This is a genomic window from Natronogracilivirga saccharolytica, from assembly GCF_017921895.1.
Lineage (GTDB): Bacteria > Bacteroidota > Rhodothermia > Balneolales > Natronogracilivirgulaceae > Natronogracilivirga > Natronogracilivirga saccharolytica.
Genome location: NZ_JAFIDN010000007.1, coordinates 64,569 through 82,303, shown reverse-complemented (window position 1 = coordinate 82,303; position 17,735 = coordinate 64,569). Strand labels below are relative to the sequence as shown.

Here is a 17,735-nt window from a genome sequence, read left to right as displayed (position 1 = left end):
CATTGAAGTCTTACAACAGTAATTATAATTGTACTTCTATTTCCAGGCGACAATGATCACTTGGCCCCCAAGTATCCGGATCATTACGTGCCACCACCTTTACTTTATCACTGATGGACTTGGAAGCAAAAACGAAGTCCAGTTGCCTTGTTGCCGTTAAAGGATTCTGTTTGCTATTATAATAAGTTGGAACATTCTTGCTGGTAAGGGGTAGCTCTTTAGGCCAGGGAGTGGCTTGTCGGCCATTTGGCGCCATAGGACCGATATACTCCAAACCTATGGCATTGGCTCGCTCAAAAACTGAATTATACCGCTCAGCCCAATAGGCACTGCCATGTTCTCCGTACCCTTTCAGGATATTCAAGTCCCCTGCAGCTATTATTCTGTGATTCTTTTGTCTGCCAATCAAGACCGATAAATCTGAAAGTATTCGATGAGCCGATGCATCGGCGTAGATCCGACGGCTGCCAATTTCATCAAGAGGCCTTTCCCATGGGGAATATATAGAGGCCACGTAAAAATCAAGATCAGGATTCAAGGCATTAACTTTCGCTACTGCAAGACTCCCAAGGCGGCTGACGGCCAACTCACCACTTGCAGCATCTTCAACTGATTTCGACTTTAACCACTCAATATTTACCCGGTTGCTTAGTTTGACCACAACTGCCCTCCACGGCCTATTTATGCCTTTACCTCCTGTTTCCCAAGGTGAATCATCAAATTCAATTTCTTTCGGCAGATCAGATGGAGGGCGGGAAGCTTCTTGTAGCAATGCAAGATCCGCATCAGATTCGAGTAAGGAATACCATGCTTCCGTGCGTTGTGCTATGTTCCAGCTAATGATTTTCAAAAGTATATTTCGTTTAATGGCGCGCCTGACCAGCGCGCGCAGTTTTTAGCCCATATGCGTTCAGGCGCTTGTTAGTATAATCATTTTTTCGAACCAATTACGAGATTGTCCACCACTTTTAAGATCGATGTGTCCCAAGGATAGTCCTTTTTTGTTTTCACCCATTGTTCTGCCTTTAAATAAAATGTTGCATTGGAAGCAACTGGAATAAAAAACTGTGAAATAATTTCCTTCATAGTGAGCCATTCGGCCTCCAAATCATTCCTTATGTTTTTATTTTCACGTAAAAAATCAAGAGTATATTGACGGTCGATAGGTGGTATGACATTTGGTAACATGTGATGCATGACTTTGGAATTGCCAACAAGGGAAGTCCCGCTTGCCATCACTTTAACACCACAAAATATTTCTTTTAACACGGCCCATTTGATTTCTGACATTTCGCGAAAGTCGAATGTCTGTGCCTCAAGAACCCTACCTATTAGTCTCTGTATACTTTGCGAAAAAACCTCAAAGCTGCACATTTTAGATCCACCACTACCCATTCTATGCATACCCCAAGTGGCAAGGGTTGCGTAGACATATTCCAGGTGTGTTAATGATGCTGGATCATGCCTGGTTGCTAAAGCACGTTCATGGAAGTAAAGGCTGGGACCTCGAAAAGTTTTAGCTTTGTAATATACATCATGATAATTATCAGCGTTTGAAAGTATATTTCTGATCTTATCCTGGTACTCGAATTTTTTCTTATAGGAAGTTCTTTGGGTAGGTTCTATTTCAGAGCCCCTACTGGATCTGAGCACGGTTTTTTCAAGGTCAGATAGGGAAATTTGCATTGGTTTGGTACTCTTGTCGCAGTGGAAAACCTCACTTGTCCCAGTAAGGCTGTAAATTTGCGCCAGTAGCGCACAATCAAGATCTTTGTAATGGCCCTTTTCAACATTCCTATGGTGTGAAGGGGTACCGTAGAAATCAGGATGCTCCATTTTTATTTGGTTTCCGATCTCCTGCGGTGACATTGGATTGGAGTTTGATGACAAAATTTTTTTGACAACATTACTAAATTTCATTTTCCCTCTATGACGCTAATTATTAGCGTGTAAAAACACGCATATGGAATTACACAACCCACATAATCCAGAGTAAATAACTCCTCCGGCAATTGTAATCAGAAATTCTCAAAGAGTCCAGATGTTTTGGATTGTCGCAAAAGGATAAATCTCATTCTGACTCCCCCTGTGCCCAGCCATCCGGGCCTGGTGGGATTTCCCGGCATCCGACTGGTGAAACGGGCGCGTTGATGAGGGGGGGGCAGTTTGTCCGGGATAACCACTGCCGTAGTTGGGACTGGAATATCTGCTCAGTTAGAAATTGACGCTTTTAATCAATCCAAATAAAGTATTTAACCTCGGGTTAGTAAATTTACTATAAATCGCTTCAAGCCTATCTCAATCCGTTTTTAATCCAGATCCTTGAGCTTCTTCTGCAAGTCAATCTCATTCGTATGAACATAGATCTTCGTGACTTCCAGGCTGTTGCCCAGAAATTTTCCGATATCCATAATATCCATACCAAGGCGATGAAGTTCTGTCCCGCATGAGTGCCGGACCCCGTGCATACAAAGATCCTTGGGTAATCCGGGTACGAGTTTTTTGTATTCATTGAAAACCTTGGATACATGTGCTTCACTCATCTTGATCTCCGTGAAGGTACTTTTTGGACTTGGAAATACCAGTCCGCTTGCCGGATACCCGTTCAATTTGTGCCACGCCTTTAGAATCTGATGTGCTTTTTCACGAATGGGGATGGTCCGGTCTGTTTTCGTCTTGGTATTGACGACGGTCATGAACTTTTTCTTTAAATTAATGTACTCCCATCGCAGATTGACAATCTCTCTTGCGCGCAAACCCTGAAAGAAAACCACCGTAAAGAGAGGACGAAACCACAGACGCTGCTGCACTTTTTTGGACACGTGCTTTTTCTTTTTATGGCTTTTCTTCTTGTCCCTGTACGCCTTAAAAATGAGCTTTAGCTGCTCTTCATTAATAACCTTTTCAGAAATATTCGTTTTGGTCCGGGGCGGTTTGATTTTCGCCGTTACATTGACATCAACATACTCGTTATCTGCCAGCCATTTGAAAAATACCTTCAGATGACGGAGATAGCTTTTCTGGGTGGCTGGCTTGATTCCACTTTTAAAGCAAAAATCCCGGATATCTTTCTCTGTGATCATGGTCACAGGCAGAGTATCTCCTACCTGGTCCTGTAACATTTTAAGATGTCGCCGGTAGTTGCCCGATGTTACATCATTCGCCTGACTCCTTTCACTCACAAACTTCTCGGCCATTGCATCTAAAGAAAAGTTCAGGGCCGATGCTTGCTTGAGACTAATATCCTTTTTGGGGCTCCATCCGCCGAAGGGATCAATTTCTCCATCTTCATATCGCCGCGCGTAGTCCACGGACAGCCTTTCGGCTTTTTTTTTGACTTTCGTACCCAGTGAAAAGCGTTTATTCTCCTTTTTGCCATCAACCGTACGAGTGAAGGTGATGGAATAGATGCCGTCTTTGCGCTTGAATGTGGATGCCATACTCGAGGTTCTTGAATTAGCGTGTGGTAACATAGTAGCAAAATGTCACCACAAATGTCACCACCAAACGACTTTTTCGGTAAAAAATATTACCAAAACGGCATTTTTGCCATTTGCGAAAAGCCAGGCAAAACTGCCGCAAAATCGCTTCAGGACATAAAAAAACCCCGAATTTCCGAAGAAAAACGAGGTTTTGAAAGGAGTGGGCCCGGAGGGATTTGAACCCCCGACCAATCGATTATGAGTCGACTGCTCTAACCAACTGAGCTACGGGCCCGGTAACGAATACTGACGGCCTGCATTGATGTATTTTTCTATATCTGACACAGCTTTGAAATATATAGTATTCTGAAACCTTATTCAATGTAATATCGCATGTTTATCACCGCACACGCTTACGGCGGAATGGTAAACGGCCATATTGATGTTCTGATTTTCGATCCACAGGTACAGCTCCGGTATTCAGCCGGCCACAATCACCGATGCCGTTCCGCTTTCTTCGCAATTTTCTAATCGCTCCAACTTATGACATTCATTTTTTCTCTTGCATTCTCCCTGCTTTTGACCCTTTCAGCACCCGGGACCGGGACTGCGGACGCATCGCCTCACACTCCTCCATCTGATGACAATGCCCGGGATGTGTTCGAGGAACTCGACCGCCGGCGTACCACCATCGAGTACGAATCGTCCCGCATGACGATGATCATCCACAGCTCCCGTGGGAGCACCCGGACCCGCGAATTGCGGACCTGGAGTATCAACAGAGATGATGAATCTAAACAGCTGACCTTTTTTGAATCACCGGCCGATGTGAGGGATACGGGACTGCTGAATATCACCTCCAATGGTGACGAACACCAGCAGGTCTATCTGCCCGCGGTCGGTCGTGTACAGACGATCGGATCATCCGAGCGCGGCGACCGGTTCATGGGAAGTGATTTTACCTATGAGGACCTTGGACAGCAGAATCCCGACAATTACGATTTTGAGGAGGTCGACCGGGACAGTGAGCGCATTCTGCTGAAGGCGATGCCACAGCATGACAGCCAGTACGACCATATCTTCTATCACATAGATCCGGATGATTACCTGCTGATGAAGGCCGAATATATTGATCATGACGGGAACAAAATCAAGCGGCTGGAAGTCGGGGAGTATCAGAACATCCGGGATGATATCTGGCGTGCGGATTACATGGTTATGCATGATCTCGAAAATGACCGCAAAACCGAGCTGCGCTGGGAAGACCGCACGTTCGATGAGCCGATATCCGCAGATCTGTTCACTGAACGCCAGCTTCGCCGCGGCATTCCCAGGTGAAAACAGCCCGGGTCAGAACGGAACTACCCCTAAAAGCAATTTCTGACCCGAAAGGCAATTTCTGCTCCACTGGTCACCTGTGTGCTGCGGCCGCTCCGCTGATCCGTATTACTTCTTTTTGATCATCTCTTTCGGCCTGGTCGTCAGCACCGGAATTTTGGCCCACTGTACCACTTTCTCGGCGGTCGAGCCCATAAACATATGTGACAACCCGCTGCGGCCATGCGTGGCGATCACGATCATATCCGCATTCTCTTCGGCATAATCCACAATTTCATAGTGTGCCGATATGCCCCTCACCTGCTCAAATTTCATCGGGATCCGGTAATTGTCATCACCCCGCTGAAGCTGCAGAAAGAAATTGTCATCATCCCTCCTCTCCAGCTCAATTCGGGCTTTGGGTTTCCCGGCAAAGAAAGCCTCTACTTTCTTGAAAGACTTGTTCCGGAATTTGCGCAATATTTGCTCATCGGGATCATCGTTTTCATCGGGTTCCGATCCGTGAAGCTCCTTCACATTCAGCAATGTAATTTCAGACTTCAGCCTTCCCGCCATTATGGCTGCCGGAAGGATTGCGCGCAGGGACAGATCGGAGAAATCGGTCGGCACAACAATGTTTTCCGTACTTTGGGGAAGCACGGTTCCGGATACTGACAGAACAGGTATCCGGCTGAACCGAATCACCTTTTCGGTTACATGTCCGCGTATGATGTGATCTGCATGAGTTCCCTGTGCACCCATGACAATCAGGTCGTATTTTTGCTTATGGGCGTGCTCCAGGATGATTTCGTATGCCTTCCGGCCGATCTTGACGACAGCCTTGCCGCGGTGCTCTTCGGTAATGTGTTTATCCAGCTCAGCCTGAATTTTCTCTTCGGTCTGCTCAAGAATCTGGGGATAAACATCCTGATCCAGCGAAAACGGGTACCCGACTTTTTTCATGCTTTCGTGAAGATATTTGATGGTGGGCACGACATTTACCATATCCACCGTACCGCCAAACACTTTAAGCAGCGACTCAGCATAGGCATATGCTTTGCGCGATCCCTCCGAAAAATCGGTCGGAACAAGTATCCGGTTGAGTTTTTTCATAGCATACCTCGTCTCTGTATCAGGTTGTGATCATTGCATTATCTCTGAAGCAATATAGCATTTCCCCGGAGAGTTGGGAATAGTTTAATGCACCGGTCAGGGCCCTTTTCCGACAAGTCCTTTTTTATTCATCACACGTCCGAGATATCCCACAAGCAAAAACCCGACCAGCATCGTCCCGACACTGCCATAGAGTGACCATCCGCCTACGGAAAGCCGGGGATCTTCGCCCGGATCAAGCCAGTCAGGCCAGTACGGACTGCTGGAAACCAGCACCCTGCGCACATTTCTGACTTCGATTTTTTGCTCATCGTCAGGCGCATCGGGATTGATCACATGGCCGAGTTCCGAGTATTCCGGTCGTCTTCTGGATGGCTCATCCTCCTTCAGTTCCTGCACAAGCGGATCATCTGCCGGAAGCACGCGCGATTCAACAATTTCCCTGTAATCTCTTTCCTGGAAAGGCCAGATCACGTAAAGGGAACCGGCCATAAATCCGACCAGCAGGCAAAGTGTGAGGATATGGAATCGCTTAAGCAGCCATGACAGAAGCCGGACGAACAGTACCAGTCCCACGACCATCCCCAGCCCGAAAGGAAACAACACCGAAAGCGCCTCAAGAAAGCGGTCGGTGGGCAGCAGTGCTATGTGACTCAGGATATATTCATATTTCCGGAGTATGAGAAGAATAAAAGAGCCTGATATTCCCGGCAGCACCATGGCCGTGATAGAGAGTGACCCGCTCAGAAACACAAAAAGGCTGGTTTCCGGGGTATCGGTGGGAACCAGGGTGACGATGCGGAACCCGATGCCCACACCGGCAAACACAATGAGCAGCTCTTTCCATCCCACATCACCGATCGCCTTCAGCAGCAGCAGAATGGATCCGGATATCAAACCGAAAAAGAGTCCGTAAATAACTTCCGGACGGGTATGCATGAGTACCGGCAGGGCCACGATAGTTGTGAAAAAGAAGACGGCGGAGACGCCGCCCAGGAAGACGGAAATCAGGAACTTCCAGTGCACCCGCTCAAATAATTCAGCCCATTGCAGCGTAAACAGCTGGCCGACGGCCTTCAAATCCACGCTTTTGATAGCAAATATGAGTCGTGTGTAGATTCCGAGGATGAGCGACATCGTGCCGCCGCTGACACCCGGAACCACATCAGCCGATCCCATGGCGAATCCTTTCAGATAGAGAAACGGCATTTCCCGGGGCTGGGTAAGGTCATTTTCGGGTATGACCAGATCATGCTGATCGCGCTCATCTTTGTTTGCCGAACCGGATGATGCCGGAGACTCCTCGTCCGGTTGCTGGTTCTGACTCTTTTTGTGTTCGTCACTCTTTCCTGGAAAATGCATAAGACAACTTTGAAGCGGGGTATGCCCTGAATCCAACTCTGGTCTGATATGGTGCGTTATTAATTGCGCTCAAATATACGATGAAAACGATACCGAAATAAAATAACCGGCCGTTTTTCTTTCCGGCAGGTATTTGGTGACAAACTTTTCTATTTTTGGCGCAACCAACTCATTGCCGGATTTTTTCCACAAAACCTTACTGCACATGAATATTCTTGTCATCGGCGGAGCCGGTTACATTGGCTCGCACGCCGTCTATGAACTTAACGATGCCGGACATCAGGTTACCATACTTGACAACTTCTCAACCGGTCTTCGTGAAAATGTGGATGCCCGGGCCGAACTGGTGGAAGGTGATGTGCAGGACCTGACGCTGCTCTCCCGCATCCTCGCAGGAAATGGCGGCAGCGACGGCTCGCCTTTTGACTCCGTGTTTCACTTTGCTGCGCTCAAGGCTGCCGGCGAATCGATGACCGATCCGGAGATTTATACCAGTTCAAATCTCGTGGCCACGATGGAGCTGCTTAACATGATGGTCCGCCACAATGTTAAGAATTTTGTATTCTCTTCTTCTGCAGCTACGTACGGAGAGCCTGAATATCTTCCGATTGATGAGAACCACCCGCAGAATCCCATCAATTATTACGGATACACCAAACTGGTTATTGAGCAGACACTGAGCTGGTACAGCCGCCTGAGAGGACTTCGCTATGCCGCGCTGCGCTATTTCAATGCCGCGGGTTACGACACGCAGGGCCGCATTACAGGCAAGGAACAGAATCCGGCCAATCTTCTGCCCATCGTAATGGAGGCTGCTTCCGGTCAGCGTAAAAGCATGCAGGTATTCGGCAATGATTATCCCACGCGTGACGGCACCTGCATCCGCGATTATATTCATGTCAATGATCTGGCCACTGCCCATGTGCGTTCCATGGAATATCTCAAAGAAAAAGACGAGGATCTGTGCCTGAACCTGGCGACCGGAAAGGGATATACCGTTCTGGAAGTCATAAAAGAGGCAGAAAAGGTCAGCGGGCGGACAGTTCCTTACAAAATCACGGACCGGCGCCCCGGCGATCCGGCCGAGCTGGTGGCTGCATCCACCCGCGCCCTGGAAACCATCGGCTGGAAGGCCCGGCACTCGGATGTGAGCCAGATTGTCGAAAGTATGTGGCACATCTATAAATAGACAATGCCGCAGATGAAACAGACGCAGCCGCAGATGCCGCACATCGCGGCTTCACACAAATTATGACTCTCTTCCGGCAAGGTAAATTTGGGCTGCACTTCAGGAAGTGCCTATATTACATATGCGGTAAGTACAGCTCATCGGGATTATGGCCCGGTGAAGCCGGTGCCGCATGTACGGCACGCATTGCGGCATAGCTGTATAACGTTGCGGGAAAGAGAAATTTCAGTCACTTTACATTTTAAAACTGCTGTTTAGATGATGCAGAATCCACTGAAACCGAATGAACGGGTATTTAAAAAACGAAGGATGGCTCTGGTGGAGGAGCTGGAATCGAAAGGTATCCGCGACAAGCGTGTCCTGGCGGCTTTCGAAAATGTAGCCCGGCACAAATTTGTGGATTCGGCACTTGCACATCGCGCCTATGAAGACACAGCACTTCCCATCGAAATGGGTCAGACCATTTCCCAGCCGTTTACCGTAGCCAAGCAGACCGAACTTATGGAGGTCAGCGAAGGCGACAAGGTACTTGAAATCGGTACGGGATCGGGTTACCAGGCGGCCATCCTGTGTGAACTCGGAGCGAAAGTTTACAGCGTTGAACGCCATCAGATGCTTTACAACCGGTCAAGGGAGATTCTCGAAGAACTTGGCTACAGGCCGAATCTCAAATGCGGTGACGGCACGATGGGCTGGTCGGCATACGCACCATATATGAGCATCGTTGTCACAGCCGGCGCTCCCGTCATCCCGGAATCGCTGAAAAGTCAGCTGGATACCTGCGGGCGGCTGGTTGTGCCCGTCGGCGATGAAGAAAAACAGGCCATGTACCGCATCACACGGCATGCTGACGGTCATTTCGAAGAAGAAAAGTTTTCCATTTTCAAATTTGTTCCGCTCATAGGCAAACAAGGCTGGAATCTTTAGAAAAAGCGCAACACCCGAGTGAGCACATCCCTTTTCAAAAGAATCTTCCGACGACGCAACATCCTGCCGCTGATCGGGCTGAGCCTGTTTATCATCGCTATCTGGATTCTGCAGAATGAGGTTCAGCAATTCAGCTGGAGCACGTTCAGGGAGCATGTCCGGCTGATACCGGACCATCAGCTGATGCTGGCTTTCGGGGTCACGATTGCCGGTTATCTGATCCTGACGTTTTATGACAAACTGGCGCTGTACAATTTCGGAATCAGGCTGAAGTGGAAAAAAGTGGCCAAGGCATCCTTCCTGGGATTTGCCTTCAGCCACAATATCACGCCTTCGCTGCTGGTGGGCGGAACCATGCGGTACCGCATCTATTCATCCATGGGAATCAGCGGATTCAATGTGACCAAGGTGGTCGGATTCTGCGCTTTCACATTGTGGGTCGGCTTTATGGCACTTGGCGGGGTGATTTTCGCCGGAACATCGGTCCGCATACCGGCGTCGGTGGACTGGCCCCTGCCCAATCTGCAGATACTCGGATGGATATTCATCGCACTCACGGTGCTGTATCTGATTCTCTGCCGGTTTATCCGTGCTTCCATCGTTTTCCGGGGGAAAATTTTCAAACTGCCTGAGGTGCATGTGGCTTTCGGTCAGATCGTGGTCTCCTCGACGGATCTGGTTACATCATCGCTGATCCTGTATTTGCTGCTCCCTCCTATCGATGAGCTTTCCTATCCTCTGTTTCTGGCCATCTACCTTATCGGTTTCATGGGGGGAATACTGAGTCAGGTTCCCGGCGGACTCGGCGTGATTGAAACCATACTCGTGCTTATGCTCGGGGCTTTTGTGGAGTCTTCACAAATCCTGAGCGCCGTGCTGGTATATCGCCTGTTCTATTTCATCATCCCCTTTGCGGCGGCCATTACCGTTCTCGGGATACACGAAATCCGTCAGAGAAGAAAACAGTCAGGTAAAAGGTCAGGTGAACGGTCAGGTCATCTCTGAAGCCGCTCGTACTCAGAGATGCGGCTGTCGTCTATGGTCGTCAGAATGTTGTAGGCTTCAAGCCGGCGCTCGGTGTCTGCTTCCATAAATATAGCCCTGAACTCACGGTGCTTGGCAGCAAAAAGCAGTTCAAAGACATGGCGGGCACTGGTTCTGCGCTGGGATTGCTGGATAAGATCAAACGCCTCGAGGATATTGTCGCGTGATTCGTCCGGAGACTGCGTAAACAGGTCAAGGCCTTTGCGATGATACAGGTAGAGCGCAGTCCGGAAATCCTCGTAATTGGGATTAAGCATTTGAGCGACCAGGTCGCTGCGGCTGCGGCGGGATCCGCTTGCCGTCCATCCCGATCCGGAAGACTCACCGAGGTCTGATATACGGCGGGCATTGCGGAAGTAATCCTGTCCCCCCAACTCCGAAAATGTATCGTAGTCGAAGCCGAGAATAATGTTGGCGTAGAAGTCAAGGACGGATGCGATGGGATCGTACTGGTAGGTGTCGTGCAGCAGATTGGTGCTGCTTCCGAACTCAAATGACCAGTTGTTGTCGGTGATGACCAGAACCGGGGTGACCTGGAGGGTATTGAAAATGGGCCTTTCGGTGGATACAAGCAGCGTGGCACTGAAATTCCGGTCTTCGACCGAATTAATCACAACCTGGATATTCACGTTGATGCGCTCCACATCTTCAAACCGGTCTTCGGTCCAGCGGTTGTTTTCCAGATACTCTTTGATCATCGGCTCCAGATCATAAATGTACTCATGATCTGTGGTGCTGATCTGGCTCGTGTTGAGATCAACCGATACATTGAAAACCTGCTGAGCCAGGGCCTGTGCTGGCATCATCAACAGTATTGCAGAAAAAAAGGCGAGAAGTAGCCGCATCAATTATCGTCTGTTTGTGCTGTCGCTGGTAAGGTTGCTGCTGTAAAGTTATCTGCATTTCAAAGGCAATGCAAGATAACGGAGAGTTTTATGGATAACGAATTTGCAACAGGTTTTTGCGAATTAAGAAGAAAACGCTGCAGATCCGTCAGGCAATCAACCGTCAGGCAGCCTGAGGGATCATTAAAAATAACGCCAATACCCTGAGTTTAGCGTGGATAAACATTTTAAAAATATCCGTTCCCTCCGTGAAGCCGGGCGCGATGGCAAAGAAACCACCCTTTCGTGGTTACGGCTCCGGTGCCGTGCACTCCTGTGCCCGCACCTGCTGCTGTTTCTGGTGTTTTCAGCTGCATTTGCAGGCGACAGCTTTGGTCAGTGGACGATGGGCAGCAGAAGCATCGCCATGGGCGAGGCACATACAGCTCTGACCGGGGACGAATGGGCTGTTTTTCACAATCCGGCAATGATCAATTCCAAAGAGAGAGCCTTCGGAGTGTTTGCCATACGATATTTTGGCCTGAGTGAGATCCAGGATCAGGCGGCATTTATCACAATCCCGGCCGGCAGTCTGTTTTCATCGCAAAAGTTTCAAAACGCCATTTCGGCCGGCATCCATACCTATGGATTTGAACTCTACCGGGAAACAAACCTGCGTCTGGGATGGGCCGTGCGCCGGCAGCGTATACAACTGGGAGCTGTCATCAATTACACTCATCTCAGAATTGAAGGATACGGGGCCGGCGGTTCGCCGCTGATTGATGCAGGTCTCGCTGTCAGAGCCACAGGCCAGATAACGGCAGGGGTTCGTGTAACCAATCTGATGCTTACGCAGTCAGGAAACACCCAATCCGGCGTTTATCCGGCCGAAATTGCCGGTGGATTGTCATGGGACACTGCGCACCGCCTGGTCTTGTCGGCTGACCTCGTCAAGGATGTGTTGTTTCCAATATCCCTGCGCACCGGATTTGAAGCGGAACCGATGGATGGATTTTTTCTTCGGGGCGGCTGGATATCGAGTCCTTTTACCTGGACAGCCGGGACGGGGCTGGTACTTTCCCGTTTCCGGGTCAGCATGGCGGTCCAGCATCACCATGTTTTGGGGATGAGTCCCGGGATAGATTTGCTGGTAACAATCTGAAATGCAGCCAATGGATTCGTAATCATGCTCTCTGAATACGCCTCTAGCAATTTCATGACCGGTTTCATCGCTGCTGTGTCTGCGCTCGCTTATATTTTTTATGCCGGCAAAGCGGAAGCATATGATTCCGCAATCTCCGGAGCTGAGCCGGACCCTCCTTTGGAACTCTTTCTTGAGTATGCAGACTACGATGAATTCGAGAGTCAGGAAGCGATGGAGGCTTACCTTGAAGACCTGTCCGAAATTTTTCCTCTGGATGTTAACCGTGCTGCTATCGAAAAGTTGTTGATGATCCCGGGCATCCCCGAGCGCATAGTACATATGATTGATGAACACAGAAGTCATAACCACATTTCATCAATCGAAGATCTTCAGGAGATCCGTGGAATCGGAACTGCCAAAGTTGCTTCTCTGCGCCCATGGCTTTCCGCCGGTCACAAAAGATCGGGACTGCATTCAGTCCGGCAAGATGTCACTGTAAGGCAAATGTTCCGGTTTCAGCAGGTGCTTGAGAAAGCATCGGGGTATTCAGCACAAGATGGGACAGAACCCCACTATCTCGGCCCGCCCTTCCGGCTTCAGCACAGACAACAGGTATCCGGAAGCCGGGTTGCAGCCAATCTGACCCAAGTAAAGCTGCCGGGTGAGCCATTCGAGGCGCCGGCCGGATTTGATTTCACCTCTGCCAACATCTCCATCAGTGACACCGGGCCGGTCAGCAGGTTTGTTTTGGGAGATTATTCGGCACGTTTTGGTCAGGGACTTGTGATGTGGAGCAGTGCCTCTTTTGGCAAAGGCGGGGTTTCGCACACCGCGCCATACCGCAGAGCCCATGGGATTATGCCATACGGATCCTCCGGGCAGGCGGGGTTCCTGCGTGGAGTGGCTGCAGAAACAAAGCTTCCAGTGCCCTTTGTGACCCGAAGCCCCATAAACAGTTCAGGCAACCGAACAAAATCCGGAGACCCGGCTTTGGTGATTTCCGGATTCCATTCCTCCCGCAACCGCACTGCTGTTGAACTGCAGGGAGATACCATAAGACCTCCCTCCCAAAGCCCGTTCCATCGCACTGAAAACGAACTGTCCAGAAAAAACAACACGAAAGAATTTGTTACCGGCGGCAATATATCGGTCCGAAGTCAGCGATGGTCTGCCGGGGTCACATATGCTTCATTCCGGTTGAACCGGCCGGTTGTTCCCGCATCCGGATCGTCACCATTCAGGGGACGTGATACCCGCAACATCAGTTCAGACATTGTGGTTACACACAACAGGTTTCGCCTGTTTGCAGAATATGCGCTGAAACTCAGTGAATCTGGAGATGACGCATCCGGATACAGTCAGGCTTTACATCCTTTTTCAACGGGGAGTTCGGTAAACGGGAATTCAACAACCGGGAATTCAACAACCGGGAATACAGCATCCCGGAATGCATGGATCGCGGGGATATCCGGAACAATCGGCATCTCAGACTGGATTTTATCCCTGCGAAACTATGGGCCCGGCTACTGGTCGGAATCCGGCAGTGCATTTGGCGAGGGCAGTGCTCCGCCCGGGAATCAGTCGGGCTGGTATGCGGGTTTTCGTGTTCGTCCCCACAGCAGGTTTCATATACACGGATTTCTCGACAGATTCCACTTTCCTGCTCCCGTCAGAAGTAACATCCGGCCATCGGCTGGATATGAACCGATGATCGCGCTTCAGTACCGGCCGTCGACAGGAATGAGCATCAACGTTCGGCTGCGATACAAAAAACGCGACACAGAGGCGGAGGTTCAGGATGATTATCTCAGGAATATCAGAATCAGCAGTTATGACACACGTCTGGCCGGCCGGTTTCAGATTGACTGGCATGTTACCGGCAGTCTTTTTTTAAGATCGCAGTATGATATGGTCAGAACCGGTGGTCTGCATCAGGAAACAAACAACGGGATGTCACTGACCAAAGTGATTCGAACTGCGTTCCGGAAGCGCTGGCGGGTTGACATGGGACTGACGGCATTCCAGACCACTGGTTTCTCGTCTCGGCTGCATGTCTACCAGCATGATCTGACACATTCCATGGCATCGGGCATGGTTTACGGAACCGGGCGGCGCAGCTACCTGGTCGTGCGCTATCGTCCCTTTGATTCCATTCTGGCAGAAATAAAATACAGCCGGACACATCATTTTGACCGGGCGCATGTTGGAACGGGCCATGACATGACTGCCGGTCCGGTGCGTTCTGCGGCAGGCGTTCAGCTGATTTTTCAATATTGACAAAATGCCGGGAAGTGTCCGCTCAGGAACTTGAACCCCGTGGAAGAAGCAATTATACCGGGTCCGACTTGAGCTTCTGAATATACGGAGCAGGAACCTCGACCAGGATTACATGATTCAGCTGTTCAACTTCAAGACAAACCCGCTTGCTGCCCCTCCAGTCCATCCATTTTCCCTGGTTTCCTTTAAGTGGTCCGTCCACAATCTCCACCGGTTCTCCTTTTTTGAAGTTTCGTTCTGTAACTTCGAAAGCATCCGGACCGATGAGAATCTTTTTTATCATATCAATTTGTTCATCCCGAATGGGAGCCGGCTCCCCGTTGAACGTCACAGCGCAAGCAACGCCGTCGACCGTAACAGCATGATAAAGCTGTTTTCTTTCGGTCCGGACAAATACATATCCATTAAACAGAGGCACTACAACCTTCTTTTTCCGATCGCTCCATTGCCTGACCACCGTCTGAACGGGCAGCCAGGCTTCAAACCCCGCCTCCTTGAGTCTCTCCTCGACTTTTTTCTCAAATCTGGGCCTGGTGTAAAGGACATACCATCGGGTATTCATAGCGCGTCGCAACTCATGATAATTTGTGAATTCATTCAAACTTAAATATCCCAAGTTGCAAAGAAAGATACCAGCATAATTGAAGAAGATTTTGAATGCGCATTGGGATTATCCTGTTTTGAACATATGGTTGCGGTTGTGGCTGTGGTTCTGGCTGCAGCTGTGGCTGTCATATTAACTGCCACTTTCATTGCTTTATCAAAAATCAGGCTTCATAACATCAGTTCCGATTCCATGACTTGTTTAACATAAGCCTGAATTTCAGGAATCATATCCGGTCATTGGCATTTCATCTGTTAATAATTCATCTGTTAATAATTTATGATTCTGACGTCACATGAACCGAAGGTCACGAAGTGAAATACCCATGTTGGCTATAATCATGCTCCTTTGTGACGGTAAGCCGCCATGGGCATTTCATCTTGATTGTTCTTGCCGTATATTTAAAGGATACCAAATATTGGACTCGTCCCGTCCGCAAATTATTAATTTTCATAGCATCAACTTCATATCTTTATGGGTAAACGAACGCTGGTAACCTCCGCACTTCCGTACGCCAACGGCCCCATACACCTTGGCCATATGGCCGGAGCCTATTTACCTGCCGATTTCTATGTGCGCTACAAACGAATGCGCGGTGAAGATGTCGTTTTTATTTGCGGATCTGATGAACACGGTGTACCTATAACCATTGCAGCCGACAAAGAAGGGGTCACTCCACAGGAAATTGTGGACCGGTTTCACGAGATGAATAAAAAAACCTTCGAAGAGTTCGGTATAACATTTGATTATTTCGGCAGAACCAGCTCGAAAGTCCATCATGAAACATCCCGGGATTTTTTCAGGAAACTCAATGAAAAAGGGGTGTTCAAGAAGAAAAAAGAAATCCAGTTTTATGATGAACGTGCCGGGATGTTTCTTCCTGACCGATACGTAAAAGGTACGTGTCCGCACTGCGGATATGCCGAAGCATTCGGCGATCAGTGCGAAAAATGCGGCACCTCACTCTCCCCGACCGACCTCATTGAACCGAGAAGCATGGTCACCGATGAGCAGCCGGTCCGGAAAGAGACCGAACACTGGTTCCTGCCTTTGGGTGATTTCCAGGACGATCTGAAAAAATGGCTTGACAGCACCGAAAACTGGAAACCCAATGTCATGGGACAGGTCAAAAGCTGGCTTGATCTTGGCCTGGGAGACCGGGCGGTCACCCGTGATCTGACCTGGGGCGTCCCGGTACCCCTGGAAGAAGCAGAGGGCAAAGTGCTCTATGTGTGGTTCGATGCCCCTATCGGTTACATCTCGGCTACCAAAGAATGGGCGGAAAATTCCGGGCAGCCTGATTTGTGGAAAAAGTACTGGTGTGACGAGGATACCGATCTCATCCATTTTATCGGCAAAGACAATATCGTCTTCCACTGCATCATGTTTCCGGCCGTACTGATGTCGTATGACGGCTACATTCTTCCCAAAAATGTCCCGGCTAATGAGTTTCTCAACCTGGAAGGCAAGAAACTGTCAACATCCCGGGGATGGGCCGTCTGGCTCCACGAATACCTCAAAGATTTTGAGCCGGACCTGCTTCGCTACGTACTCGGCATAGGCCTTCCGGAAACAAAAGACTCTGACTTCTCCTGGAAGTATTTTCAGGAGCATATCAACGGAGAACTTGCCGACATCCTGGGCAATTTTATTTTCAGGACGCTCTCTTTCACTAACCGGTACCATGAGGGCAACGTCCCGGAAGCCGGCCCCCTGTCGGATAAGGACAAAACCATGCTTAGTGATATCAGCCGGCTCAGGGATGAAATCGCCGGGCTTTATGAGACGTTCCGCTTCCGTGAAGCCATCCAGAAAAGCATGCAGCTTGCCCGGCTTGGCAATAAATATTTTACCGAAATGGAGCCCTGGCATCTTCGGAAAAACGATCCGGAAAGATGTGCCACGGTATTGAACGTGTGCTGTCAGGTATCGGCAGCATTATCCGTTCTTTTTGATCCGGTCATCCCCGATGCCAGCGCGAAACTCAGATCTTACATGAATATTGAAAAAGCCGGCTGGGCCGATATTGGCGAACAGACTATCCCGGCAGGACACCCTATAGAAAAGGGCGAAATTCTGTTCAAAAAAATTGAAGATGATGTCATCGATGCGCAGTGGAAAAAGCTCGAGGAGCAGAGCAAGGAAAGCGAAGCCGATGAACCCAAGCTTGAACCGCTGAAAAACACCATCACATTTGAAGATTTCGGCAAGCTGGATTTGCGTGTCGGTGAGATTATCACTGCTGAGCCGGTCCCCAAATCCAATAAATTGATAAAGGTAATCGTTGATATTGGCATTGAGAAACGTACAATCATGGCCGGCATCGCCGGACAGGTTGACCCGGATGAACTTACGGGGAAAAAGGTCACTGTAGTTGCCAATCTCAAACCAAGAAAAATGATGGGCATTCCCAGTGAAGGAATGATTCTGATGGCTGAGACACCGGACGGCAAACTCAAATTTCTCACCTCAGACGCGCAGAACGGCAGCATCATCAGCTGATCTGCTGATC

14 protein-coding genes and 1 tRNA gene are annotated in these 17,735 nt (G+C 49.3%); 7 read left to right on the top strand and 8 right to left on the bottom strand.

The genetic code is table 11. The features are described from left to right. Positions 1–22 precede the first annotated feature (22 nt). From NATSA_RS09855 to NATSA_RS09840, 4 genes are all read right to left on the bottom strand, one after another. Positions 23–850, bottom strand: coding sequence for a hypothetical protein (locus NATSA_RS09855; protein WP_210512150.1), 828 nt, complete (start codon positions 848–850; stop codon positions 23–25). A gap of 80 nt (positions 851–930) precedes the next feature. Continuing rightward, on the bottom strand, positions 931–1,920 hold the full coding sequence (locus NATSA_RS09850; RefSeq protein WP_210512148.1) for a hypothetical protein: 990 nt from the start codon (positions 1,918–1,920) through the stop codon (positions 931–933). A 389-nt stretch (positions 1,921–2,309) separates the two neighbouring features. Continuing rightward, positions 2,310–3,440 carry a tyrosine-type recombinase/integrase gene (locus NATSA_RS09845; RefSeq protein WP_210512146.1) on the bottom strand — a complete coding sequence of 377 codons (1,131 nt, stop codon included), beginning with the start codon at positions 3,438–3,440 and terminating at the stop codon, positions 2,310–2,312. Positions 3,441–3,643: 203 nt separating this feature from the next. Next, positions 3,644–3,717 (bottom strand) — tRNA-Ile (locus NATSA_RS09840). 248 nt (positions 3,718–3,965) lie between these two features. On the opposite strand from NATSA_RS09840, the gene NATSA_RS09835 reads away from it, so the two are divergent. Beyond that, positions 3,966–4,760, top strand: a complete 795-nt coding sequence (locus NATSA_RS09835) for an outer membrane lipoprotein-sorting protein (protein ID WP_210512144.1) — start codon at positions 3,966–3,968, stop codon at positions 4,758–4,760. A 108-nt stretch (positions 4,761–4,868) separates the two neighbouring features. On the opposite strand, the gene NATSA_RS09830 is transcribed toward NATSA_RS09835, so the two are convergent. Both NATSA_RS09830 and NATSA_RS09825 read right to left on the bottom strand, forming a co-directional pair. Beyond that, positions 4,869–5,852, bottom strand: a complete 984-nt coding sequence (locus NATSA_RS09830) for a universal stress protein (protein WP_210512142.1) — start codon at positions 5,850–5,852, stop codon at positions 4,869–4,871. A 96-nt stretch (positions 5,853–5,948) separates the two neighbouring features. Beyond that, positions 5,949–7,214 carry a DUF368 domain-containing protein gene (locus tag NATSA_RS09825; protein ID WP_246481781.1) on the bottom strand — a complete coding sequence of 422 codons (1,266 nt, stop codon included), beginning with the start codon at positions 7,212–7,214 and terminating at the stop codon, positions 5,949–5,951. Positions 7,215–7,419: 205 nt separating this feature from the next. On the opposite strand from NATSA_RS09825, the gene galE reads away from it, so the two are divergent. The 3 genes from galE (at position 7,420) to NATSA_RS09810 (ending at position 10,335) form a co-directional block, all read left to right on the top strand. Then, positions 7,420–8,403: a UDP-glucose 4-epimerase GalE gene (gene galE / locus NATSA_RS09820; protein ID WP_210512140.1), complete on the top strand. Its 984-nt coding sequence runs from the start codon at positions 7,420–7,422 to the stop codon at positions 8,401–8,403. A gap of 261 nt (positions 8,404–8,664) precedes the next feature. Beyond that, complete coding sequence (locus NATSA_RS09815; protein WP_419539875.1) at positions 8,665–9,330, top strand: protein-L-isoaspartate(D-aspartate) O-methyltransferase; 666 nt, start codon at positions 8,665–8,667, stop codon at positions 9,328–9,330. A gap of 18 nt (positions 9,331–9,348) precedes the next feature. Continuing rightward, positions 9,349–10,335, top strand: a complete 987-nt coding sequence (locus tag NATSA_RS09810; protein WP_210512136.1) for a lysylphosphatidylglycerol synthase domain-containing protein — start codon at positions 9,349–9,351, stop codon at positions 10,333–10,335. Here the strand turns inward: NATSA_RS09810 and porD are convergent. After that, complete coding sequence (porD, locus tag NATSA_RS09805; RefSeq protein ID WP_473763342.1) at positions 10,326–11,180, bottom strand: type IX secretion system protein PorD; 855 nt, start codon at positions 11,178–11,180, stop codon at positions 10,326–10,328. The two genes, NATSA_RS09810 and porD, sit on opposite strands and share 10 nt — an antisense overlap. A gap of 253 nt (positions 11,181–11,433) precedes the next feature. Here porD and NATSA_RS09800 point away from each other — a divergent pair, with 253 nt between their 5' ends. Then, positions 11,434–12,360 carry a PorV/PorQ family protein gene (locus NATSA_RS09800; protein WP_210512132.1) on the top strand — a complete coding sequence of 309 codons (927 nt, stop codon included), beginning with the start codon at positions 11,434–11,436 and terminating at the stop codon, positions 12,358–12,360. 159 nt (positions 12,361–12,519) lie between these two features. Further along, positions 12,520–14,619 carry a ComEA family DNA-binding protein gene (locus NATSA_RS09795; protein ID WP_210512130.1) on the top strand — a complete coding sequence of 700 codons (2,100 nt, stop codon included), beginning with the start codon at positions 12,520–12,522 and terminating at the stop codon, positions 14,617–14,619. Between the two features lie 52 nt (positions 14,620–14,671). On the opposite strand, the gene NATSA_RS09790 is transcribed toward NATSA_RS09795, so the two are convergent. After that, positions 14,672–15,181, bottom strand: coding sequence for a UpxY family transcription antiterminator (locus tag NATSA_RS09790; RefSeq protein WP_210512128.1), 510 nt, complete (start codon positions 15,179–15,181; stop codon positions 14,672–14,674). Positions 15,182–15,697: 516 nt separating this feature from the next. On the opposite strand from NATSA_RS09790, the gene metG reads away from it, so the two are divergent. Beyond that, positions 15,698–17,725, top strand: coding sequence for a methionine--tRNA ligase (gene metG / locus NATSA_RS09785; protein WP_210512126.1), 2,028 nt, complete (start codon positions 15,698–15,700; stop codon positions 17,723–17,725). Positions 17,726–17,735: the final 10 nt, after the last annotated feature.

What these genes read in the sequence shown, in the direction of transcription:
- metG (WP_210512126.1), top strand. Translation starts at nt 15,698, where the DNA reads ATGGGTAAACGAACGCTGGTAACCTCCGCACTTCCGTACGCCAACGGC.
- NATSA_RS09815 (WP_419539875.1), top strand. Translation starts at nt 8,665, where the DNA reads ATGCAGAATCCACTGAAACCGAATGAACGGGTATTTAAAAAACGAAGG.
- galE (WP_210512140.1), top strand. Translation starts at nt 7,420, where the DNA reads ATGAATATTCTTGTCATCGGCGGAGCCGGTTACATTGGCTCGCACGCC.
- NATSA_RS09845 (WP_210512146.1), bottom strand. Translation starts at nt 3,440, where the DNA reads ATGGCATCCACATTCAAGCGCAAAGACGGCATCTATTCCATCACCTTC.
- NATSA_RS09850 (WP_210512148.1), bottom strand. Translation starts at nt 1,920, where the DNA reads ATGAAATTTAGTAATGTTGTCAAAAAAATTTTGTCATCAAACTCCAAT.
- porD (WP_473763342.1), bottom strand. Translation starts at nt 11,180, where the DNA reads ATGATGCCAGCACAGGCCCTGGCTCAGCAGGTTTTCAATGTATCGGTT.
- NATSA_RS09790 (WP_210512128.1), bottom strand. Translation starts at nt 15,181, where the DNA reads ATGAATACCCGATGGTATGTCCTTTACACCAGGCCCAGATTTGAGAAA.
- NATSA_RS09825 (WP_246481781.1), bottom strand. Translation starts at nt 7,214, where the DNA reads ATGCATTTTCCAGGAAAGAGTGACGAACACAAAAAGAGTCAGAACCAG.
- NATSA_RS09835 (WP_210512144.1), top strand. Translation starts at nt 3,966, where the DNA reads ATGACATTCATTTTTTCTCTTGCATTCTCCCTGCTTTTGACCCTTTCA.
- NATSA_RS09830 (WP_210512142.1), bottom strand. Translation starts at nt 5,852, where the DNA reads ATGAAAAAACTCAACCGGATACTTGTTCCGACCGATTTTTCGGAGGGA.